We start from the raw sequence: 20,259 nt of genomic DNA, 5'->3' as shown, positions 1-20,259 counted from the left end.
GTCACGCCTCCAGATCAGCCGGGACGGTAGGCAACTGCCCGGCCGCCTGGGCGACCGCGGCGGGTGTGGTGTCCAGGTGGTCCAGCAGCCCGTCGACGTACGAGACGTCGACCCGGACCTTCTGCACCCGGCCGTCCACGTCGCGCATCACGAACTCGCGGAACCCCAGCCGGGCGGCCGAACCGGCGTCCGCCGTGGACAGTGAGGCCAGCGTCGCCTCGTAGCCGTCGTTGACAGGCACCCGGAGCAGCCGGAGCGCCTCGGAGGCGATCTCGGTGTCCTCGGCGATCCGGCCGACGAAGACGGTGGAGACCAGGTTCTGCACGTCGAGGCCGAGGATGTCCTTCGGGTTCTGCGAGGCGACCAGCGCGGCTAGGTTCCACTTGCGGGAGTCGCGGGCGAGGCGGACCAGGAACGACCGGCCGGACCGCCAGCCCTCCATGAAGTGCGCTTCGTCCAGGCCGACCAGCTTCCGGGACGACATCGAGCCGCCGTAGCAGCGGCGGACCGCGAGCCGGTGCGCGGTGTGCAGCATCGGGAGGGCGAGCGCCTCCTCGGCCGACCAGTACTCGCGCTCGATCTTGAGGTCGGGCAGCCGCAGCCCGGCCATGGTGATCACCGTGAGCGCCGCGTCGGCGCCGAGCAGCCCCTCCGGCGGCCGGCCGAAGAAGAGCATGGCCAACGGCATCTCGGCGGTGTCCAGCAGCAGGTTGGCCAGCTCCCGGCCGGCGTCGTCGTCGAGCCCCTGCAGGCAGGCGACCACGTCGTCCAGGGTGGAGGCCTCCTCCGCCGGCACCTGGCGTACGGCGTGCCGGAACAGGGTGGCGGTGGACGCCTCGCGAGCCACCTGCGGCGGCACCAGCATCATGCAGATGTCCTGCACCAGCATCCGGCGCTCGGCGCGGGCGTTGGAGACCGCGATCTCGAACTCCCGGTCGCCCGCCGCGCCGACACCGAACTCGCTGCGCAGCGGCGTCGGGATCAGCGCGTACGGCGCCAGCGTCCCCTGCTCGGAGCCGGTCAGGTTGAGCACGCGTGAGTACGGTCGCAGCTCCGGCATCGAACAGAGCCGGGCCAGCGGGCCGGACGGGTCGAGCAGGGTCACCTGGACGCCGCGCCGGGCGGCGAGGTAGCCGAGCGCGCCGAGCAGGGTGGACTTGCCGCCGCCCGGCTCGGCGACGAAGACGGCGAGACCGGAGCGTTCCCGGACCTCCATCGGGAAGTGCAGGTCGAGGAAGACCGGACGACGGCAGGTGCCCGCGGTCCGGCCGATCAGGTCGCCCCGGCGGTCGCCGACCGTCGACGCGGCCTGCGGCAGCGCCGCGGCGAGCAGGTGGACCGGCATGCGCCGGACGTAGCCGGTGTTGGCGATCGGCTCGCCGGGGATGAACTCGCGGGCCAGCCAGTCCTGGTTCTTCGGGTGCTGGAGCGAGATCCGCAGCTCCCGCGAGTAGAGCTGGATGAGCCGGCGGGCCCGCTCGAGGCACTCCTCGCGGGTCCGGCCGCCGACCGCGATCCGGTGCCAGCCGTGTGCGCGGGCCGAGTCCACCGGCAGCCCGGTGGTCATCTCGTCGCCGATCACCAGCGCCCGCTTGGCGAGGCGTTCGAGCTCGGGCGGGGCGTCGATGCCGTGCTCGGCGTAGTCGAGCTGCTGGGACCGGATCATCCGGAGCCGGTGCTCCAGGTTACGGAAGGAGTCGCCGGGGCCGAGGATGTCCACCCGGGTGGAGAGCTCCATCGGCCAGGGCAGCCGCTCGTGGAAGTGCAGCCAGGGTTCGTGCCGCTCGGGGATCTCCAGCGGCTCCATCCGGCCCACGGCCAGCACGGCGACGTGCCGCTCCTCGCCGGTCATCCGGTTGACCAGCTTTACCGTCGAGCCGTACGGGGTGCGGTAGCGCTCGACCTGCTCGGTGAGGGCGAGCAGGTCACCGCGCTCCCATCGGCCGTGGGTCACCGGGGAGAGGGCGCCCGGGGGCGACATGCAGAGCGCCACCGAGCGGTAGAGCAGCCACTCCAGCTCCTGTGCGGTCACCCGTCGGCCGCGCATGCCGAACGCGCCGAGCACCTCGTCGAACTGCTCGACCGTCCGGCCCAGCCGGCGGCGCTCGCCGTCGGCGGTGCCCCGGCCGAACGTGCGCAGCAGCCGCTCGGCGAGCGAGTCGCCGAGCGACCGTCGGGCGAAGGTGACCCCGAGATAGGTCTGCCCCTCGGCGTGGTTGACCGCCATCAGGTGCCGCTGGGCGGCGACCAGGTGGTCGGCCCAGCCGGCCGTCCCGGGCACGTCGGGCAGCGGCGACGCGGTGTGCGCGTCGATGGTGCGGGCCCACTCGTCGGCCGGGAACGGTCGGGTGGTGCGCCGCAGGTGCAGCCGGAAGCCGGCCAGCCCGGCGTACTGCTCGGAGATGGCGGAGAGCAGCGCCTCCCGCTCGGCGTCCGGCCGGAACGCCCACCGCACCTCCGGCAGCCAGTACCAGGCGGTGACGGTATTCGGGGTGAAGGTCAGGTGACCGGCGATCTCGGTGATCGCCAGCTCCACCGACGGGTCGCGGTCACCGAACTTGATCCTTGGCGGGCGCGCCCGGACGGGCTTGGTCGGCGCGCCGCTGCGCTGGGCGGCGGACCGTTGCCGCGGCGGCACCACCTCGCGGCTCGGCGGCGTGCTCACCTCCCGCGACGCCGGTGCCGCCATCTCACGCGGGGCCGATGCGGCCATCTCACGCGAGGCCGAGGCGGCCATCTCCCGGCGCGGCGCCAGGGCGGTCTCCCGGCTGCTGGTCCGCTCGGTCGGTCTCCGTCGCGCCGGACGCTCGACCGGCGCCGTCCGCTCCGGCTCGGTCGCCGGCCGGAGCACGGGGAGCCGGTCCCCGGGCTGGTGCGGCACCCGGGTGCGGCCCGTCGGGTCGGGTGCCGGCTCGAGGGCCTGGCCGACCGGCTCGTCCGGCCGCTCGACGGCCGATCGGGTGACCACCTGGGCCCCGCGCGTCCGGCCGGTCGGCGGCGCGGCGTCCCGGGTCTCGCGCGTCCGGCCAGTCGGCGGCGCGGCGTCCGGGGTCTCGCGGACCCGGCCTGTCCGGCGCTCGATCGGCGGCGTGCCTTCCGCGCCGTCGGTCAACCGGGCGGTCCGGCGCTCACCCGGGAGCGTCGTCGCGGTCGACTCGGCGGATGCGGCGTGCTGGTGCGGGATCGGCAGCGCCTCGTGCCCCACTCCCCGGCGCGGCGGCGCCACGACCGGGGTCGGGTCGGCGGACGGGGGCGCGGTGGGCGCGGGACGTCGCGCGCCGGGCTGCGCGCCACCGAAGAGGTCGAGGAAGGGAGAGTCGATGTCGCCGCTGTCGCCGCCAGTCGAGGCGGGCTGCTCGCTCCCCGCCGACGTGCCGCGGCCCGACGCGGGCTGCTCGCTCCCCGCCGACGTGCCGCGGCCCGACGCGGGCCGGGGCGGCTGAAAGACGCCGACCGCGCCGTGCCCGGGGCTGGTGACCAGGGCCGGGTCGAGGGCTACCTCGTCCAGCTCCTCATCCTCCGGGTAATCGAATGACCGCGCTCGGTTACCGTGCGGCGCGGCGTGCGGCCCGGCCGGGGAGCCCGGCGTGGAAGAGCGATTCATGCGATCGCCTCACCCGCGTCGTTCGTCTGCCCGCTCGGCTGCCTGGTCATGCCAGCTCCTCCCGGATCCTGATCCGGCTCGCCACCAGGCGCGGGTCGCGCAGCTCGGACGCCGGCTCCCGGGTGCGTCGCCAGTCCGTCAGCGCGGTGCGGATGACCATGCGCGCCGGCCGGTCCGGATCGACGTACCGGAAGATGAACGACGTGGTCACGATGGCGAGCGAGATCTCCCAGGCCGGAAAGAGTTCGACCTTCAGCGTGAACAGCCAGTGGATGAACATGTAGAGGGGTACGAGCAGCATGAACAGGCCGTACTGGGCGTACGGCAGGTGGACGGGCAGGGTGTAGCCGGGCGGCCCGAGATAGACCAGGCGGGCCCGGTAGATGTCGTCGTCGGTGCGCAGCCGCATTGTCGCCCGCGCCTATTCGAAGATCAGGTTGATCAGGTAGTCGCCGACGAAGAAGAGTGTGGCGGCGCCGGCGATGAAGGCCAGGCCGACGATGGCGATGGCCGAACTGGTCAGCACCTTTGAAATCTCGCCGCGGCTGGCGCGGCCGATGAAGATGACGCCGAGCACGGCGAGCAGGATCGGCGCGATCTTGCTGGCGAAGAAGGTGACGACACCCTCGGTGTCGATCCCCTTGGGCGCCGGCTCGGCGAGTGGAGTCGACGCCAGGGTGTGGAGCGCGTGGCTGACGGCGGACGACGCCGTGTCCATGAGCTCGATGGCGATCACTGGAAACCTCCCCATGTCGCGGTCGGCGACGCCGCGGTGGTGCAGTAGGCAAGCCTGGCGGGATGGTGCTCACGGTGCGCAGTGCCGGGGACGCTGCGTTCTCGTGACCCACCACGAAGAGTGGTGGGATTTGGGCGGATTCTTCCCGCGTCGGCCCTCCCTCCAGGCTTCGTCATCTCGATGCTGGCCAATTCCAAAGCGTACGGCCGGGACACCTTTGCGACAACCCGCGAAGACTCGACCCGATACGACCCGGACGACCGATCGTACACCTGTTCCAATGCCCATGTCAGGGCGGTTGTTCGTGGTCCTGGCCGGGGCCGCCGAAGGCCCTGCCGACGACCGGTACGGTCTAGTCGTGACCGATCTGCTGCAGGCGCCGGGCCCGGTGGTGATGGGCGTCCTCAACGTCACGCCCGACTCCTTCTCCGACGGCGGCAGATACGCCGATCTCGACGCGGCCGTCGGACACGGAGTGCGACTGCGGGAGGACGGCGCGGACCTGGTGGACGTGGGCGGTGAGTCCACCCGTCCGGGCGCGGACCGGGTCGACGCGGAGAGCGAGACGGCCCGGGTGCTGCCGGTGATCCGCGAGCTGAGTGCGGCCGGCATCCCGATCAGCATCGACACCAGCCGGGCCCGGGTGGCCGAGGCCGCCCTCGCCGCCGGCGCCAATGTGGTCAATGACGTCTCCGGCGGCCTCGCCGACCCGGACATGGCCCGGGTGGTGCGCGACGCGGCTTGCCCGTGGGTGCTCATGCACTGGCGGGGGCACTCCCGGCAGATGCGCGAGCTGGCCAGCTACACCGACGTGGTCGCTGACGTCCGGGCCGAGCTGGCGCAGCGGGTCGACGAGGCGCTGGCCGCCGGGATCGCCGCCGACCGGATCATCATCGACCCCGGGCTCGGCTTCGCCAAGACCGCCGCGCACAACTGGGAACTCAGCGCCCGCCTGCCCGAGCTCCTGGAACTCGGCTTCCCGCTGCTCTTCGGCGCCAGCCGCAAGTCGTACCTGGGCCGGCTGCTCGCCGACGCCGACGGCACCCCCCGGCCGACCGGCGAGCGGGAGGCGGCCACCATCGCCACCAGCGTGCTCGCGGTGGCGGCCGGTGCCTGGGGGGTGCGGGTCCACGACGTCCGGGGCACCGCCGACGCCCTCGCCGTCTGGCAGGCCACCGGCCGCCCACGCCTGGTGACGGCACCCCGGGCGGGTGGTCCGGAAGGAGCCGGCACCGGCCGGACCGGCGACCAGGGGGACCAGGGGGACCAGAGGGGAGAGCGGGCATGACGGACCGGATCGAGCTGACCGGGCTGCGCGCGCGCGGCCGGCACGGCGTCTACGACTTCGAGCGCGCCCAGGGGCAGGAGTTCGTGGTCGACGCCGTCCTGGAACTCGACCTCTCCCCGGCCGCCCGCTCCGACGAGGTGACCGACACCGTGCACTACGGCGAGCTGGCCGAGCGGCTGATCGACGTGATCACCGGCGAGCCGGTCAACCTGATCGAGACGCTCGCCGACCGGCTGCTCGCGGTCTGCCTGGCCGAGCGGCTGGTCAGCGCGGCCACGGTCACCGTGCACAAGCCCGAGGCGCCGATCCCGCACGCCTTCCGGGACGTGGCCGTGACGATGCGACGTACCCGATGACGCGGGCCCTGCTGTCGATCGGCAGCAACCTCGGCGATCGGCTGGCCCACCTGCGCTCGGTGGTGACCGCGCTCGGCGACGCGGTGCTGGTGGTCTCCGGGGTCTACGAGACTCCACCGTGGGGGGACGCCGACCAGCCGGCGTACCTGAACGCGGCGATGCTGGTCGCGGACCCGGCGGCGACGTCCCGCGACTGGCTGGACCGGGCCCGGGCCGCGGAGAACGCGGCCGGGCGGATCCGCGACCCCGAGCGCCGGTTCGGGCCGCGCACGCTGGACGTGGACGTCATCGCGGTCTGGGAGGACGCGGGCGAGCCGGTGCTCAGCGACGACCCCGAGCTGACCCTCCCGCACCCCCGCGCCCACCTGCGGGCCTTCGTGCTGCGGCCGTGGATCGACATCCAGCCGTACGGGCGGCTGCCCGGGCACGGCTGGCTCACCGACCTGCTCAACGCCGAGCCCGTCGCCGGTGACGCCCTGGAGCTCAGCCCACGACCGGATCTGGCGATAGAGTCGGACTCATGACCCAGTGGAGCCGGACGGTATGACCCAGGCGCAGTCCCCACGCGATCCCGACCGCTTCCGGATGGGTCCGACCCGGATCTCCACGCTGGTGGTGGCCGGCCTCGCCGCCGCGGCGGTGGCCTGGCTGCTGATCAGCGCCTTCTACTACGAGGTCGCGCCGAACCTGCCCTGGCTGCCGGTGGTCACGCTGGCCACCCTCGCGGTGCTCGAGGGGTACGCAGCGGTGAACACCCGGAACCGGATCGAGCGCCGGCCCGGGCGGGGCGCGGTCAACCCGCTGCTGGCCGCCCGGCTCGTGGTGCTGGCCAAGGCCTCCGCGCTGGCCGGGGCGATCTTCGCCGGCTTCTACGCCGGGCTCACCGGGTGGCTCTTCGTCGAGCGGACCAACGCCGCCATGGATGACCGGCCGGCCGCGGGAGCCGGGCTGCTCGCCTCGCTCGCGCTGATGGGCGCCGGGCTCTGGCTGGAGCGGGCCTGCCGGGTGCCGGAGCAGGAGGACGAGGAGGACCGCCCGCCGCCCGGCGACCGGGAGAGCCGCCCGGGCCAGCGCTGATCAGGGGCTTCCCCACACCCCTGCCCGGCGGTACCGTCCCTGGCGACCGGAAGCAACGGCCGCCGCCGGTCCGCCCGCGCGTCGGACCTGGACGGCCGGCAATGTGGGAGGCGCGGTTCATGGGGTACGACGAAACGGGCCGGGGTGGCCTGGCGGAGCCGCCCTCCGGCGTGCCCGCGGCCGTGCTGGAGAACGTCTTCGACGACCCCCTGCACGGCGAGCCCGGTCGGGACCGGATCGCCGTCCACGTGGTCTGGGAGATCCTGCTGCTGGTCGGGTTGGCCGCCCTGACGTTTCTGCTCTGGCGGGAGGACGCGGACGCGCTCCGCGGCGGCGGCCTGAGGTCGCTGCTGGTCGACGTGGTCGCACTCGGGCTGCTCGCCCTCGCCGCCGGGCTGAGCCTGCGCGCCGCCGCGGTCAACCTGGCGGTCGGTCCGGTCGCGGTGGCCGCCGCGCTGCACTTCGCCGAGCAGGGCGACCGGGGTGTCCGGGAGGCGGTCCTGCCGGCGCTGTTGGTCGCCGCGCTGGGCGGGCTGGCCCTGGCCCTGGCGGTGGTGGTGCTGCATGTGCCCGGATGGGCGGCGAGCCTGGCCGGCGCGGCCGGCGTGATCGTGTACATCGAGCGGCGCGCCGCGCCGGTCGTGGTCCAGGGCGGGTACGACCCCCGCAGCACGGCCTTCCACCTCTTCGTGGGATTCGCGGCGGTGGCGGTGCTCGGCGGATTGTTCGGCGCGGTCAAGGCGATCCGGCGGTTGGTCGGCCGGTTCCGGCCGGTCGCCGACCCGGCCCGCCGCCGGGGTGGGGTCGCCGCGATGGTGACCGCCCTGGCGCTGGTCGGCTCCACCGTGCTGGCCATGCTCGCCGGGGTGCTGATCGCGGCCAACGGTGCCGGGCCGGTGGCGCCCGTCTCGGGGCTGGACTGGTCGGTGCTGGCGATCGGCACGGCGATGCTCGCCGGCACCAGCGCGTACGGCCGCCGTGGCGGGGTCTTCGGCACGCTGATCGCGGTCAGCCTGGTCGTGGTCTTCCTCTCCTGGGCGCAGGCCCACGGCTGGACGGTCAGCCGGTGGGCCGTCGGCGGGGCGGCCCTCGGCGCCGGGCTCCTGGTCACCCGGCTGGTCGAGGCGCTCGGTCGACCCCGGGAGGTGACCGGCGAGGTGACCGAGTCCGGACCGGCCGGCGACGGCACCATCAGCGCCGGCTGGTCGTTGGGGCGGTCCGGCACGGTCGAGAACTGGTCCCCGGTGCTGCCGGTTCGGACCACCGAGACCACGGTCGACCCGTGGGAGGCCCCTCGCTGGGAGACCGATCCGCAGCGCTGGGACGCCGACGACCGCTGAACCGCCGACGCCGACGACCGCTGACCGGCCGCGCCGGCGTTCCACGAAGCGACCGCGGCCCGCGCCCGGCCAGGTCCGGCGGGCCGGACCTGATCTCGGCGGTTAGGCTCGGCGACATGACCGAAACTCCTGCCACCGGCGCCGGCGGCCGTACCTTCGACGAGCTCGACAAGCTCCCCACCGAGGAACTGCGCCAGCGGGCGTTCGCCCTGGCCCGGGAGCGCCGTGACGTCGGATTCTTCTGGTCGGTGCTGCGGCACCTGCCGAACGCGGACGAGGCCGCCGCGCTGGACGGGGCGCCCAACTCGGTCGGGCCGACCATCGACGAGGCGGCCGCCCTCTGGCGGGAGTTGACCGGCCACGGTTACGAGGAGACCGCGCCGGTGCTGCGGGCCGCCTTCATCGACTACCTGATGAAGCACTGAGCGGCCGAGCCGGGCGTATTCCCGCAAATCGCCGGACGCGTTTGCGCACGTCGATTTGCTGGGAACTAGCGGATCCATGGCTCTCACCAACCGTTACAAGAGCGCACCGGGCGCCGGTACGCTCGCCGCGCTCATCCTGGTCCTGGTCTTCGGCAGCCCCTGGTACGTCGACTGGGCCGCGAACAACACCGACCCGAAGACGGCCGGCGGGTGGTTCCTGCGACTCCTCGCCTGGCCCACCTGGCGATTCAACTCGAACGACTCGGTACAGGACGTCTTCGCCGCGGATCTGAAGGCGATCCTCGTGGTCGCCCTCACCGCGCTCTTCCTCTACCTGCTCCCGGGATCCCAGCTCGCCAGGGCTCGGGGCACGCTCAGTCAGTTCTTCGCCGGCTGGGCGTCGTACATCTTCGCGGGCGCCTTCGCGGCCTTGATCACCGCGCTGATCAAGGCCAATCCGTCGCTGGTCGGCGCGTTCCAGGCGGCCGGCGACGGCGCGGAGTACGGACTCTTCACCGGCTGGATCATCGGCATCGCCACCCTGGGTGGCTGGCGGGGCCGGCCCTAGTCAGTCGGCTGACCGAGGGCCAGTACCCGGTCCCGGCTCAGCAGCCCGACCGGCTGCTCGTCCTCGGTGACCACGGCATGGTCGGCGGCCGAGGTGAGCAGCACGGCGAGCGCGTCGTACGCCGAAGTGCCCAACGGCACCGCCGGCAGGTCGGCCGTCCCACCGGCCGGGAGCGGGTCGAGCACCTCCGGGGTGACCGGGGTGACCGCCAGCCGGCGGATGCCCCGGTCGGCGCCGACGAACTCGCGGACGAACGGGGAGGCGGGCGCGCCGAGCAGGGCGGCCGGGGTGTCGTACTGCTCCAGCCGGCCGCCCTGGGAGAGCACCGCGATCCGGTCGCCCAGCCGGACCGCCTCGTCCAGGTCGTGGGTGACCAGCACGATGGTCTTGCGGACCTCGGCCTGGAGTCGGAGGAACTCCTCCTGCAGCCGGGTCCGCACGATCGGGTCGACGGCCGAGAACGGCTCGTCCATCAGCAGCACCACCGGGTCGGCGGCCAGCGCCCGGGCCACCCCGACCCGCTGCCGCTGACCGCCGGAGAGCTCGTGCGGGTAGCGGCGGCCGAACTGCGCCGGGTCGAGCCCGACCAGCTCCAGCAGCTCGTCGACCCGCCGGCGGGTCCGCTCCCTGGGCCAGCCGAGCAGCCCGGGCACGGTCGCCACGTTGGCGCTGACCGTCTGGTGTGGAAAGAGGCCGACGTTCTGGATCACGTACCCGATCCGCCGGCGCAGCTGCACCGGGTCGACCCGGGTGACGTCCTCATCGCCGAGCAGGATGCGACCGCTGGTCGGCTCGATCAACCGGTTGATCATCCGCAGCACGGTCGACTTGCCGCAGCCCGACGGGCCGATCAGCACCACCAGCTCGCCGGCCTTGACCTCCAGGCTCAGTTCGCGCACCGCCTCGGTCCCGTCCGGATAGCGCTTGCGGATGCCCTCAAGTGTGATCGACGCCGCGCTGGGCCCGGCGTCTCCGGTGCTCCCCGGGGTAACGTCCACGTGTGTCCTTCCACCTGAGCTACCGGGCCGACCCGGGTAACCCGTGGTTCTCCTGGCAGTACGTGCGGGACAACTCTGACACGATCCTCGCCGCCCTGCGCGAGCACGCCTGGCTGACCGGGCGGGCGGTGCTGATCGCCGCCCTGGTGGCGCTGCCGCTGGCGGTGGCGGCCTACTGGTTCCGGTCGCTCGCCGGGCCGATCCTGGCCCTCACCGGCGTGCTCTACACCATCCCGTCGCTGGCGCTCTTCGCCTTCCTCGCGCCCTATCTGGGCATCGGCGCGATCACCGTGCTCAGCGTGGTGGTGCTCTACGCCCTCCTGGTGATCGTCCGCAACGCGATGGCCGGGCTGAACCAGGTGCCGCCCGAGGTCCGCGAGGCGGCCGAGGGGATGGGGTACGGCCGCTGGGGCCGGCTGTTCCGGGTCGAGCTGCCGCTGGCCCTGCCGGGCATCCTCACCGGCGTGCGGCTGGCCACCGTCTCCACGGTGGCGCTGGTCACAGTCGGGGTGGTGGTCGGGCGCGGCGGGCTCGGCCAGCTCATCTTCGCCGGCTTCCAGAACAACTTCTACAAGGCCCAGATCATGACCGGCACGGTGCTCTGCGTCCTGCTCGCGCTGGTGCTGGACCTGGTCCTGGCCGGGATCGGCCGGCTGCTCACGCCGTGGCTGCGGGGGCGCGTCTCATGAGCGCGATCGAGCAGGCCGTCGTCTGGCTGAACGACCCGCTGAACTGGACCAACCCCGGCGGCATCCTGGACCGGCTCGGCGAGCACCTGGCCATGTCCGCCGCGGCGGTGCTGCTGGGCTGCCTGGTGGCCTGGCCGCTCGGGCTCTGGCTCGGGCACACCGGGCGGGGCGGCGGCTCGGTGCTGCTGGTGTCCAACGTCACCCTGGCGATCCCGACGCTCGCCCTGCTCACCATTCTGCCGCTGACCTTCCTCGGCTTCGGGCGGCCGGCGGTGGTGGTGGCGCTGGCCGTCTTCGCGGTGCCGCCGCTGCTGGCCAACGCGTACACCGGGGTGCGGCAGGCCGACCCGGAGGCCCGGGACGCGGCGCGGGGGATGGGGCTCTCCGGCGGCCAGCTGCTGCGCCGGGTCGAGCTGCCGCTCGCGGTGCCGTACCTGGCCGCGGGCTTCCGGACGGCCGCGGTGCAGGTGGTCGCCACGGCGGCGCTGGCCTCCTTCGTCAACGGCGGCGGGCTGGGCCAGATCATCCGGGCCGGCTTCGGGCTGGACATCGCGGCCGGCGGCGGCCAGATCATCGCCGGGGGCGTCCTGGTGGCCGGGCTCGCGCTGCTCGTCGAGCTGGTCCTCGCGCTGGTCGAGCGGATGGTCACCCCGCGTCCGCTGCGGCGCCGCTCCCGCCGCCGTGCCGGCCGCCGCGCGGCGGACGCCGTCGCCGGTGGCTGATCCCGGGTACGCCCCGGCGAGTCCGTTCCAATCCAAGGGTGACGATCCGGTGACGAAGGTCGCCACAAGTTGTCGGTCCCCCCGGAGAGGATGTTGGGTGGACCTCGCGGGCGACCGAGCAGACGGATCGCTCGTCGGACACGCGGCCGGCCCGACCGGGCCGCGCCGGGACACGGAAGGCGGGCATCATGCGCGCACGTACACGCCTGGCGATCGGGGCCGTTGGCGCCCTCACCGCGGCCGGGCTCCTCACCGGTTGTGGTGACGCCGGTTCCTCCGGCACCGACGCGCCCGAGCAGGGCGCCTCCGGGGCGGGCTGCGCCCCGGTCGTCGGCGACCAGTTGGTCGTCCTAGCCGACGACAAGAAGCTTCAGAACACCGACAACGTCCTCCCGGCGATCAACACCAAGGCGGCCAGCCCGCAGCTCGTCGCCGCGCTGGACAAGGTCTCCGCGGCGCTGGACACGCCGAAGCTGATCGCACTGAACAAGTCCGTCGACGTCGACCGCCAGACCCCGCAGGTGGCGGCCAAGTCGTTCGCCGACGCCAACAACCTCACGCAGGGCATCGAAAAGGGCTCGGGCGGCTCGATGGTGGTCGGCGCGGGCAACTTCAGCGAGAGCCAGACCCTCGCCGAGCTCTACAAGATCGCGCTCACCTCCGCCGGTTACCAGGTCAAGGTGCAGACCATCGGCAACCGTGAGCTCTACGAGCCGGCCCTGGAGAAGGGCGAGATCCAGGTCGTCCCGGAGTACGCCGCCACCATGGCCGAGTTCCTCAACACGAAGGCCAACGGCAAGGACGCCCAGCCGGTCTCCTCGCCCGACCTGGACAAGACGGTCAGCGCGCTGAAGGCCGCCGGCGACAAGGCCGGCATCACCTTCGGCAAGCCGTCCGCCGCCCAGGACCAGAACGCCTTCGCCGTCACCAAGGCCTTCGCCGACAAGTACCAGGTCGCCACGCTCTCCGAGCTGGCCAGCAAGTGCTCCGGCCAGGCCACCGTGCTGGCCGGCCCGCCCGAGTGCCCGCAGCGGCCCAAGTGCCAGGCCGGCCTGGTCGAGGTCTACGACTTCAAGGCCGGCTCGTTCAGCTCGCTGGACGCCGGCGGTCCGCAGACCAAGAACGCGCTGAAGACCGGCTCGGCCAGCGTCGGTCTGGTCTTCTCCTCCGACGGGGCGCTCGCCGCCAGCTGATCGCCTACGACCATTCCGGCTCGGCGCGTCTGACGCCGCGCCGCGACCCGGAGCAGTCGCCGGTCGCCGACGGGTTCTCCGGGACCCGTCGGCGACCGGCGCCGGACGGCGCGACACCGTGGGGGAACGGGCCGACAACGATGCTTTCGGCCCGTTCCCTGCTGCGGAAACTCTCGGTACTCTGCACAGCCGTGCCCGCCCCGATCGCCCCCGCCGACAAGCGCAGTTCGCCACTGCTGACCGTCCTGTTCTGGATCGGTGTCGGGCTCGCGCCCGTGGCGGCGCTGATCCTGCTCGTCGCCGACGGCACCGGCCCGCTGCGGTTCGGCGCCGTGCTGGCCATCCTGGCCCTGGTGCTGATCGGCCTCTCCATCGCGCTGCGCGCCGACGGCGCCGGGTCGGCCGGCTCCGAGCAGCTGTTCGACGAGGTCGAGCAGCTGCGGCGGGAACTGCGCAGCGAGATCGTGGCCGCCGCGCAGCGTGGCAACCAGGCGCTCGACCAGGCCCAACGGGTCCAGGAGACCGTCACCGCGCTGCGTCGCCGGCTGGACGCGGCGGCAGTCGCCGCCGCGGGTGTCACCGGCCCTGCCGTCGACGAGCCGGCCGGCGGGCGCGCCCGGGTGCCGGCGAGCGAGACGTACGACGACGCGTCCGGCCGGGGCCGCTACGCCGCCCAGGACGAGGCGGCGACGGGCTGGGGACAATCCGCCGGCGACCGGCGTGACGAGGAGGAGGCGGCCCGCCGCCCGCAGCCCGCTGGCCGGTACGGAGCGGAACGTCCCGCCCAGCCCGGCGTGTACGGCGCGCCCCGCGCCGCCGAGCACGAGGTCCGGCCGGAGCCTGCCCCTCGCCAGGTCGGGGTGGTCCACCACACCGAGACCGTGCACGTCACCACCCGGCGCACCATCGTGGACGGTGGCGAATCGGTGGCCGGCAACGTCTACGGCGGCGGGTACGCCGGCCGCTGGTCCCCGGCGCCGGAGGAGCGGGCCTGGGGCGGCGAGCCGGAGGAGCGCTCCTGGTCCGGGTATGCCGAGCCGGACCATCGCGACCGGTCCGGCGAGGACCGGCCGTGGGCCGGCCAGGCCACCGCCCGGGACGACCGCTCCTGGTCGGCCGCCCCGCGCGACGACCATCCCTGGGCCGGCGTCCCGGGTGACGAACGCTCCGGCGCTGGACAGGCCCGGGACGACCGGTGGGCCGGGCAGGGCGGTCAGCGCGACGAGCGGGCCTGGGCATACCCGGCCGCCCCGCGGGACGAGCGCGCCTGGGCCGCGCAGGGCGACGACCGGGCGTGGGCCGCGCAGGGCGACGACCGGGGCTGGAGCCCCGCCGACGGCCGTGCCTGGGCGACGCCGGAGCAGTCCGGTCGCGCCACCGCCGACTCCCCGGACGACCCGGATGGCGACTACTGGTCGGAGCTGCGCGCCGGGGGTCGCTGGGCCTCGGTCCGCGACGACGAGCACGGCCGCGAGTTCCGGGTCGGTGAGCGGCGCGCGGCGGTGCACGCCGACGGCGGAGGCACCGAGTACCGGGTGGAGGACCGCTGGGCGTCGGTACGCCGCAGCGAACCCCGCCACGACCAGGACCGCGACGGCGACCACGGCTGGGGTGGCGGCTGGGCCGAGGAGAGCAGGCCGGCGCTCCCGGCCGGTGGGGTGCCGGTGCCGGACGAGTGGCGTCCACCGACGCAGCGCACCGCCCAGCCCGCCGGGGACTGGCGGGCACCGGAGTCCGAGCCGGCCGGTTACGGCCGATCCCGCGCCGCCGAGCGCTACGACTACCCGCCGCAGGACGAGGTGCCCCGCGCCGGTGGCGCCCGCTCGTCGGACCGCTGGCGCTGACCCGTCACCCGGCGACGGGGCGGCCCGTCACTTGTCGATGTCGCCGACCACGAAGAACATCGAGCCGAGGATGGCGATCAGGTCCGGCACCAGGCAGCCGGGCAGCAGCTTGGCGAGCGCCTGCACGTTGGCGTACGACGCGGTGCGCAGCTTGAGCCGCCACGGGGTCTTCTCGCCCCGGGACACCAGGTAGTAGCCGTTGATGCCGAGCGGGTTCTCGGTCCACGCGTAGGTGTGCCCCTCGGGCGCCTTCACCACCTTGGGCAGCCGGGTGTTCACCGGCCCGGCCAGCCGGTCGACCCGGTCCAGGCACTGCTCGGCGAGGTCGAGCGAGACGTACACCTGGTCGAGCAGCACCTCGAAGCGGGCGTGGCAGTCCCCAGTGGTGCGAGTGACCACCGGCACGTCGAGCTGGTCGTAGGCGAGGTAGGGCTCGTCCCGGCGCAGGTCCAGGTCCAGCCCGGAGGCCCGGGCGACCGGCCCGGACGCCCCGAAGGCGGCGGCGTCGGCGGCGGACAGCACCCCCACCCCGACGGTACGGGCCAGGAAGATGTCGTTGCGCCGGATCAGGTTGTCCAGGTCCGGCATCCGCCGGCGCACCTCGCCGATGGCCGCCCGGGCCCGGCCGGTCCACCCGGCCGGCACCTCCTCCTTGAGCCCGCCGACGCGGTTGAACATGTAGTGGATCCGGCCGCCGGAGACCTCCTCCATCACCGCCTGGAGGGTTTCCCGTTCCCGGAACGCGTAGAACACCGGGGTGATCGCGCCGATCTCCAGCGGGTACGAGCCGAGGAACATCAGGTGGTTGAGCACCCGGTTCAGCTCGGCCAGCGCCATCCGCAGCCAGACCGCCCGCTCCGGCACCTCCATGCCCATCAGCCGCTCCACGGCGAGCACCACGCCCAGCTCGTTGGAGAAGGCCGAGAGCCAGTCGTGCCGGTTGGCCAGCACGATGATCTGCCGGTAGTCGCGTACCTCGAAGAGCTTCTCCGCGCCCCGGTGCATGTAGCCGACGATCGGCTCGGCCGAGAGCACCCGCTCGCCGTCGAGCACCAGCCTCAGCCGGAGCACACCGTGTGTGGAGGGGTGCTGCGGGCCGATGTTGAGCACCATGTCGATGCCGAGCTGCTCCCCGCCGGCGCCGGTGCCGACGGTCAACTCGCGGAGGTCGGCGTCCGTGGTCATGCCCGCCATCGTGCCATGGGCGACGGTTGTCGGTATTCGCGGTTACTCGGCTTCGTCGCCGTCGGTCACCCGCGGTGGGCGGTGCTCGGCGATCCAAGCCTCGACATCGGCGCGCAGCCAGACGGTCATTCCATGCAAGCGTTGAAAAGGCTTGGGGAAGGTCGGGTAGCGGACGAGCTGGCGCATCCGGGTCCGGCTCACGCCGAGCAGCTCCTGCAGCTCATGCGGACCGACCAGCGGACCCGGGACGTCACCCACACGGCGACCGTAGGCCGATCCGGCAGTGCCGATTTGCGTATACCTACTTGCGCAGTCCTTTCAAGTGGCTCAGAGTAATCCCGTGGTGGCCGTCCGATGGAGGACCCGAACCCGGCGGGCGGTCGCCACCTCAACCCGATCGGAGGGAGCGGCACGTGGAGCAGGCGGCCGAGCTGGAGTGGCTACGCGAGCGGGTGAAAGGGCTGGAGACCGCATTGCTGTGCTCGCGGCGGGAGCTGTTCGACCTGCGCTGTCGGCTGACGTTGATCGCTCGGGTGACCGAGGACCTCGACCGGGCGAAGCGGGCTCCTGGGGTGGCGTTCGGCGCGATCAACGCGGCGTTGTACTCGGAGACGCCGAACCTGCGGCTGGTCCAGCTTCAGCTGTCGCGGCGACGGTCGCGACCCACCCGCTAGCGACAGACTACGAGCGGCACGCCCACCGGTTGGAGCAGCCACCAGTGCCCACCGAGGCCGGCCGGGTCGGTCAGCTCGGCCACCGACGAGGCGGCGGCGAGCGCCCGGACGTAGCCGGCCGGGTCGCTGGCGGCCAGGCTCAGCGGCGGTCGCCCGCCGTCCGCCCCGAGCGCCCGCAGCGCCTCCCGCTGCGAGATCAGGGAGTACGTACACCGGGCGACCCGCTCACCGGCGGAGGCGACCGAGTCCATGGCGACGTGCGCGGTGACGTCGCACGACCCGTCCGGCACCGGCGGCACCTGCCGCCCACCCCGGTACCCGGTGAGGCTGCCGTCCACGGGCCGGTCGTCGCGCAGGTGCCCGTAGTCGACGGCCAGGGCACATCCCCGGTCGATCTTCCCAACCGCGTCGGCCCAGGCCTGGTCCCTCGTCCGGCCGATCTCGGCCCGTGCTCCGATCGCGGCACTCGGCCACCACCTGTCCAGCCAGTCCGCGTCGACCCGGCTCACCGGCTCACCGACCGACTCCTCGCCACTGGCCGGGTCCACCAGCAGATAGCGCCAGCCGTCCTCGGTCCGCACCGCCACGTCCAGCGGAACGTTGTCCAGCCACTCGGTGGCCAGCAGCAATCCCGTGATCCCGCTCGGGATCTGATCCGACCACTCGATCTGCTCCGGCAGGTACTCCGGCCGGGCTGCCCGCTCGACGGCGGTGAGCCGCAGTCGGCGGCCGAACGGCTCTGGATTTTCCGGATGGGCGACCGACGTACCGGCGGCGACCTCCGAGGCGGAGGGTGACGGGCGGACGGCGACTGCGGAACCACCGGAAACAGCGAGGGCCGAGAGGAGTTCACCGCGGCCAGCGCCGACGTCGACCACATCCAGCTGAGAAGGGTGGCCGAGCGCGGTGTCGATCTCGGAGATCAAGCGGAGCAGGGCGGCAGCGAAGACCGGAGAGGCGTGCACGCTGGTGCGGAAGTGGGCGGCCGGCCCGGCCCCGGAGACGAAGAAGCCCCCGGGCCCGTAGAGCGCCCCGTCCATCGCCACGCGCCAGGGCAGCCGGTCCTCCGGAAAGGTCACCCGCCGACCGTACGGGCACTGCACGGGACGCCAAAAAGCGGCCGCGGACCCGCGTGTCGACGGGGCCAGGTCGTGCCCGGAATTCCGCCGTCTACACCCTCGGTGAAGGTTTTCACACATGCTTGTTTTCACTGCGTAATCCCGGCGCATACTTGCGATCGACCGGTACCCCCTCCGAGGACTGGATCGTTGCCATGAGCGCACCGCTGCGCCCGCGTCCGGCCGCCCCGCACGGGCCCGCCGCACCGTCGGGAGGCGCCTCTGCCGGCGCCCCGCTGCTCTTTCCCCGCACCCTCACCGTCGGTGTGATCGGCGCCGGTCGGGTCGGTGCCGTGCTCGGCGCCGCCCTCGCCGCGGCCGGCCACCGGGTGGTCGCCGCCTCCGGCGCCTCCGGGGCCACGAAGGCCCGGCTGGCCCTGCTGCTCCCGGAGACCCCCAACCGCTCCGCGACCGCGGTGGCCCGGGCCGCCACCGACCTGCTGATCGTGGCCGTCCCCGACGACGCGCTGGCCGGCGTGGTGGCCGCCCTGGCCGAGGCCGGCGCGCTGCGCCCTGGTCAGGTCGTCGCGCACACCTCCGGCGCCCACGGGCTGGCCGTCCTCGGCCCGGCCGCCGCCGTCGGCGCCCGGCCGCTCGCCCTGCACCCGGCGATGACCTTCACCGGTACGCCGGACGACCTCAGCCGCCTGCCCGGCATCTCGTACGGCGTCACCGCCCCGGCCGAGCTGCGGCCGTTCGCCGCCCGGCTGGTCGCCGACCTCGGCGGCGTACCGGAGTGGGTGGCTGAGGCGGACCGGCCGCTCTACCACGCGGCCCTGGCACACGGCGCGAACCACCTGGTCACCCTGGTCAACGAGGCGGCCGACCGGCTGCGCGACGCCGGGGTGGGCCAGCCGGAGAAGGTGCTCGCCCCGCTGCTGCGGGCGGCGCTGGAGAACGCCCTGCGGCTCGGCGACGACGCGCTGACCGGCCCGGTCTCCCGGGGCGACTCGGGCACCGTACGCCGGCACCTGGTCCGGCTGGCGGCGACCGCGCCGGAATCCGTGGCGCCCTACCTGGCGTTGGCAAGACGGACCGCGGACCGGGCGATCGCGGCCGGGCGGCTGCGCCCGGTGGACGCGGAGTCGCTGCTGGACGTGCTGAGTGGGCGGGACCGGGAGGTGGCCGCATGACGGAGCTGGTGCACACGCGCAAGGAGCTGGCGGCGGCGCGGGACGGCATGAAGGGCACCGTCGGCGTCGTGATGACCATGGGCGCGCTGCACTCCGGGCACGAGACGCTGCTCCGGGCCGCCCGCGAGCAGGCCGACCACGTCATCGTCACGATCTTCGTCAACCCGCTCCAGTTCGGCCCGAACGAGGACTTCGACCGGTACCCGCGCACCCTCGACGGGGACCTGGAGGTCTGCCGGCGGGCCGGCGCGGACGTGGTCTTCGCCCCCTCGGTGGCCGAGATGTATCCGGACGGTCAGCCCCGGGTCCGGGTCAACCCCGGCCAGCTCGGCGAGGACCTGGAGGGGCAGAGCCGGCCCGGCTTCTTCCACGGGGTGCTCACTGTGGTCCTGAAACTGCTCCAGCTCACCCGTCCCGACCTGGCCTTCTTCGGCGAGAAGGACTACCAGCAGCTCACCCTGGTCCGGCGGATGGCCCGGGACCTGGACGTGCCGGTCGCGGTGGTCGGCGTGCCGACCGTGCGGGAGCCGGACGGGCTGGCCCTGTCCAGCCGTAACCGCTACCTCTCCGCGCCGGAGCGGCAGGCCGCGCTGAGCCTCTCCGCCGCGCTGCGGGCCGGCGTCGCGGCCGCCAAGCAGGGTCGGGATGCCGGGGCGGTGCTGGCCGCCGCCCACCGGGCCTTCGACTCCGGTACGCCCGGAGCCCAGCTCGACTACCTGGTGCTCACCGACCCCGATCTGGAGCCGGGCCCGGTGACCGGTCCGGCGCGGCTGTTGATCGCCGCGTGGGTCGGCACCACCCGGCTGATCGACAACGCGGCGATCCAGCTCGCCCCGCAGTCCTGACTCCCACCACCACACCTGCTGAAAGGCACCCCGATGCTCCGCACCATGCTCAAGTCGAAGATCCACCGGGCTACGGTGACCCAGGCCGACCTGCACTACGTCGGCTCGGTGACCGTGGACGAGGATCTGCTCGACGCGGCCGACCTGCTCCCCGGCGAGCAGGTGGCGATCGTGGACATCACCAACGGGGCCCGGCTGGAGACGTACGTGATCCCCGGCCGGCGGGCCAGCGGCGTGATCGGCATCAACGGCGCGGCCGCGCACCTGGTGCACCCGGGTGACCTGGTCATCCTCATCTCGTACGGCCAGATGGACGACGCCGAGGCCCGCTCCTACCAGCCCCGGGTGGTCCACGTCGACACCGACAACAAGATCGTCGACCTGACGGCCGACCCGGCGACCGCCACCCCCGGCACCGCCGGCACCCCCATCCCCAACCCCCTCGCCACCACCACCCCTGACCC

Annotated in this window: 21 protein-coding genes and 1 pseudogene; 15 read left to right on the top strand and 7 right to left on the bottom strand. The window is 73.6% G+C overall.

The window, feature by feature from the left end; all coding sequences use genetic code 11:
• Position 1: 1 nt before the first annotated feature.
• From GA0070624_RS02540 to GA0070624_RS02530, 3 genes are read right to left on the bottom strand one after another with little or no spacing between them, the layout of a single operon-like run.
• Complete coding sequence (locus GA0070624_RS02540) at positions 2 to 3,604, bottom strand: ATP-binding protein (RefSeq protein ID WP_091336296.1); 3,603 nt, start codon at positions 3,602 to 3,604, stop codon at positions 2 to 4.
• A 46-nt stretch (positions 3,605 to 3,650) separates the two neighbouring features.
• The gene (locus GA0070624_RS02535) at positions 3,651 to 4,013 is read right to left on the bottom strand and encodes a hypothetical protein (RefSeq protein WP_091336293.1); all 363 of its coding nucleotides are present in this window, start codon (positions 4,011 to 4,013) and stop codon (positions 3,651 to 3,653) included.
• Positions 4,014 to 4,025: 12 nt separating this feature from the next.
• Positions 4,026 to 4,340: a hypothetical protein gene (locus tag GA0070624_RS02530; protein ID WP_091336291.1), complete on the bottom strand. Its 315-nt coding sequence runs from the start codon at positions 4,338 to 4,340 to the stop codon at positions 4,026 to 4,028.
• A 358-nt stretch (positions 4,341 to 4,698) separates the two neighbouring features.
• On the opposite strand from GA0070624_RS02530, the gene folP reads away from it, so the two are divergent.
• The 7 genes from folP (at position 4,699) to GA0070624_RS02495 (ending at position 9,394) form a co-directional block, all read left to right on the top strand.
• A complete protein-coding gene (folP, locus tag GA0070624_RS02525) occupies positions 4,699 to 5,628 on the top strand; it encodes a dihydropteroate synthase (protein ID WP_176731564.1) in 930 nt (309 codons plus the stop codon).
• Complete coding sequence (gene folB, locus GA0070624_RS02520; RefSeq protein WP_091336287.1) at positions 5,625 to 5,984, top strand: dihydroneopterin aldolase; 360 nt, start codon at positions 5,625 to 5,627, stop codon at positions 5,982 to 5,984. Before folP ends, folB begins: the two co-directional genes overlap by 4 nt.
• Positions 5,981 to 6,508, top strand: a complete 528-nt coding sequence (gene folK / locus GA0070624_RS02515; protein ID WP_091336286.1) for a 2-amino-4-hydroxy-6-hydroxymethyldihydropteridine diphosphokinase — start codon at positions 5,981 to 5,983, stop codon at positions 6,506 to 6,508. The genes folB and folK overlap by 4 nt, the downstream gene beginning before the upstream one ends.
• A gap of 19 nt (positions 6,509 to 6,527) precedes the next feature.
• Positions 6,528 to 7,061: a DUF3180 domain-containing protein gene (locus GA0070624_RS02510; protein ID WP_091348002.1), complete on the top strand. Its 534-nt coding sequence runs from the start codon at positions 6,528 to 6,530 to the stop codon at positions 7,059 to 7,061.
• 119 nt (positions 7,062 to 7,180) lie between these two features.
• Positions 7,181 to 8,401, top strand: a complete 1,221-nt coding sequence (locus GA0070624_RS02505; RefSeq protein ID WP_091348005.1) for an ABC transporter permease — start codon at positions 7,181 to 7,183, stop codon at positions 8,399 to 8,401.
• 116 nt (positions 8,402 to 8,517) lie between these two features.
• The gene (locus GA0070624_RS02500; RefSeq protein WP_091336284.1) at positions 8,518 to 8,826 is read left to right on the top strand and encodes a hypothetical protein; all 309 of its coding nucleotides are present in this window, start codon (positions 8,518 to 8,520) and stop codon (positions 8,824 to 8,826) included.
• Between the two features lie 76 nt (positions 8,827 to 8,902).
• The gene (locus tag GA0070624_RS02495; protein WP_091336282.1) at positions 8,903 to 9,394 is read left to right on the top strand and encodes a hypothetical protein; all 492 of its coding nucleotides are present in this window, start codon (positions 8,903 to 8,905) and stop codon (positions 9,392 to 9,394) included.
• Here the strand turns inward: GA0070624_RS02495 and GA0070624_RS02490 are convergent.
• Positions 9,391 to 10,392 carry an ABC transporter ATP-binding protein gene (locus GA0070624_RS02490; protein WP_091336280.1) on the bottom strand — a complete coding sequence of 334 codons (1,002 nt, stop codon included), beginning with the start codon at positions 10,390 to 10,392 and terminating at the stop codon, positions 9,391 to 9,393. The two genes, GA0070624_RS02495 and GA0070624_RS02490, sit on opposite strands and share 4 nt — an antisense overlap.
• Before the next feature lie 2 nt (positions 10,393 to 10,394).
• On the opposite strand from GA0070624_RS02490, the gene GA0070624_RS02485 reads away from it, so the two are divergent.
• From GA0070624_RS02485 to GA0070624_RS02470, 4 genes are all read left to right on the top strand, one after another.
• On the top strand, positions 10,395 to 11,081 hold the full coding sequence (locus tag GA0070624_RS02485) for an ABC transporter permease (RefSeq protein ID WP_091336277.1): 687 nt from the start codon (positions 10,395 to 10,397) through the stop codon (positions 11,079 to 11,081).
• Positions 11,078 to 11,803, top strand: coding sequence for an ABC transporter permease (locus GA0070624_RS02480; RefSeq protein ID WP_091336275.1), 726 nt, complete (start codon positions 11,078 to 11,080; stop codon positions 11,801 to 11,803). Before GA0070624_RS02485 ends, GA0070624_RS02480 begins: the two co-directional genes overlap by 4 nt.
• 188 nt (positions 11,804 to 11,991) lie before the next feature.
• Positions 11,992 to 12,996 (top strand): glycine betaine ABC transporter substrate-binding protein, encoded by a 1,005-nt coding sequence (locus GA0070624_RS02475; RefSeq protein ID WP_091336272.1) that lies wholly within the window; start codon positions 11,992 to 11,994, stop codon positions 12,994 to 12,996.
• 191 nt (positions 12,997 to 13,187) lie between these two features.
• On the top strand, positions 13,188 to 14,840 hold the full coding sequence (locus tag GA0070624_RS02470) for an NACHT domain-containing protein (protein WP_141714918.1): 1,653 nt from the start codon (positions 13,188 to 13,190) through the stop codon (positions 14,838 to 14,840).
• 27 nt (positions 14,841 to 14,867) lie between these two features.
• Here GA0070624_RS02470 and GA0070624_RS02465 read toward each other — a convergent pair whose 3' ends face one another.
• Together GA0070624_RS02465 and GA0070624_RS02460 are read right to left on the bottom strand one after the other, a co-directional pair.
• Positions 14,868 to 16,034 carry an NADH-quinone oxidoreductase subunit D gene (locus tag GA0070624_RS02465; RefSeq protein ID WP_176731563.1) on the bottom strand — a complete coding sequence of 389 codons (1,167 nt, stop codon included), beginning with the start codon at positions 16,032 to 16,034 and terminating at the stop codon, positions 14,868 to 14,870.
• A gap of 33 nt (positions 16,035 to 16,067) precedes the next feature.
• Positions 16,068 to 16,283 (bottom strand): helix-turn-helix transcriptional regulator, encoded by a 216-nt coding sequence (locus tag GA0070624_RS02460; RefSeq protein WP_091336265.1) that lies wholly within the window; start codon positions 16,281 to 16,283, stop codon positions 16,068 to 16,070.
• A 155-nt stretch (positions 16,284 to 16,438) separates the two neighbouring features.
• On the opposite strand from GA0070624_RS02460, the gene GA0070624_RS02455 reads away from it, so the two are divergent.
• Positions 16,439 to 16,699, top strand: coding sequence for a hypothetical protein (locus tag GA0070624_RS02455; protein ID WP_091336264.1), 261 nt, complete (start codon positions 16,439 to 16,441; stop codon positions 16,697 to 16,699).
• On the opposite strand, the gene GA0070624_RS02450 is transcribed toward GA0070624_RS02455, so the two are convergent.
• Positions 16,696 to 17,739, bottom strand: a complete 1,044-nt coding sequence (locus GA0070624_RS02450) for an SAM-dependent methyltransferase (RefSeq protein ID WP_091347999.1) — start codon at positions 17,737 to 17,739, stop codon at positions 16,696 to 16,698. The genes GA0070624_RS02455 and GA0070624_RS02450 overlap by 4 nt on opposite strands.
• A gap of 233 nt (positions 17,740 to 17,972) precedes the next feature.
• On the opposite strand from GA0070624_RS02450, the gene GA0070624_RS02445 reads away from it, so the two are divergent.
• From GA0070624_RS02445 to panD, 3 genes and pseudogenes are all read left to right on the top strand, one after another.
• Positions 17,973 to 18,950: a Rossmann-like and DUF2520 domain-containing protein gene (locus tag GA0070624_RS02445; protein WP_091336262.1), complete on the top strand. Its 978-nt coding sequence runs from the start codon at positions 17,973 to 17,975 to the stop codon at positions 18,948 to 18,950.
• The gene (gene panC, locus GA0070624_RS02440; protein ID WP_091336259.1) at positions 18,947 to 19,795 is read left to right on the top strand and encodes a pantoate--beta-alanine ligase; all 849 of its coding nucleotides are present in this window, start codon (positions 18,947 to 18,949) and stop codon (positions 19,793 to 19,795) included. Before GA0070624_RS02445 ends, panC begins: the two co-directional genes overlap by 4 nt.
• Positions 19,796 to 19,828: 33 nt before the next feature.
• Positions 19,829 to 20,242 (top strand): annotated as a pseudogene (gene panD / locus GA0070624_RS02435) (aspartate 1-decarboxylase); the annotation flags it as partial.
• Between the last annotated feature and the right edge of the window lie 17 nt (positions 20,243 to 20,259).

This window comes from Micromonospora rhizosphaerae (genome assembly GCF_900091465.1).
In the GTDB taxonomy this organism is placed as follows: domain Bacteria; phylum Actinomycetota; class Actinomycetes; order Mycobacteriales; family Micromonosporaceae; genus Micromonospora; species Micromonospora rhizosphaerae.
Note: the sequence above shows the minus strand (reverse complement) of the source record. Positions and strands in the feature narration are given on the sequence as shown.

What these genes read in the sequence shown, in the direction of transcription:
- GA0070624_RS02540 (WP_091336296.1), bottom strand. Translation starts at nt 3,604, where the DNA reads ATGAATCGCTCTTCCACGCCGGGCTCCCCGGCCGGGCCGCACGCCGCG.
- GA0070624_RS02535 (WP_091336293.1), bottom strand. Translation starts at nt 4,013, where the DNA reads ATGCGGCTGCGCACCGACGACGACATCTACCGGGCCCGCCTGGTCTAT.
- folB (WP_091336287.1), top strand. Translation starts at nt 5,625, where the DNA reads ATGACGGACCGGATCGAGCTGACCGGGCTGCGCGCGCGCGGCCGGCAC.
- folK (WP_091336286.1), top strand. Translation starts at nt 5,981, where the DNA reads ATGACGCGGGCCCTGCTGTCGATCGGCAGCAACCTCGGCGATCGGCTG.
- GA0070624_RS02510 (WP_091348002.1), top strand. Translation starts at nt 6,528, where the DNA reads ATGACCCAGGCGCAGTCCCCACGCGATCCCGACCGCTTCCGGATGGGT.
- GA0070624_RS02505 (WP_091348005.1), top strand. Translation starts at nt 7,181, where the DNA reads ATGGGGTACGACGAAACGGGCCGGGGTGGCCTGGCGGAGCCGCCCTCC.
- GA0070624_RS02500 (WP_091336284.1), top strand. Translation starts at nt 8,518, where the DNA reads ATGACCGAAACTCCTGCCACCGGCGCCGGCGGCCGTACCTTCGACGAG.
- GA0070624_RS02495 (WP_091336282.1), top strand. Translation starts at nt 8,903, where the DNA reads ATGGCTCTCACCAACCGTTACAAGAGCGCACCGGGCGCCGGTACGCTC.
- GA0070624_RS02480 (WP_091336275.1), top strand. Translation starts at nt 11,078, where the DNA reads ATGAGCGCGATCGAGCAGGCCGTCGTCTGGCTGAACGACCCGCTGAAC.
- GA0070624_RS02475 (WP_091336272.1), top strand. Translation starts at nt 11,992, where the DNA reads ATGCGCGCACGTACACGCCTGGCGATCGGGGCCGTTGGCGCCCTCACC.
- GA0070624_RS02465 (WP_176731563.1), bottom strand. Translation starts at nt 16,034, where the DNA reads ATGGCGGGCATGACCACGGACGCCGACCTCCGCGAGTTGACCGTCGGC.
- GA0070624_RS02450 (WP_091347999.1), bottom strand. Translation starts at nt 17,739, where the DNA reads ATGGACGGGGCGCTCTACGGGCCCGGGGGCTTCTTCGTCTCCGGGGCC.
- GA0070624_RS02445 (WP_091336262.1), top strand. Translation starts at nt 17,973, where the DNA reads ATGAGCGCACCGCTGCGCCCGCGTCCGGCCGCCCCGCACGGGCCCGCC.
- panC (WP_091336259.1), top strand. Translation starts at nt 18,947, where the DNA reads ATGACGGAGCTGGTGCACACGCGCAAGGAGCTGGCGGCGGCGCGGGAC.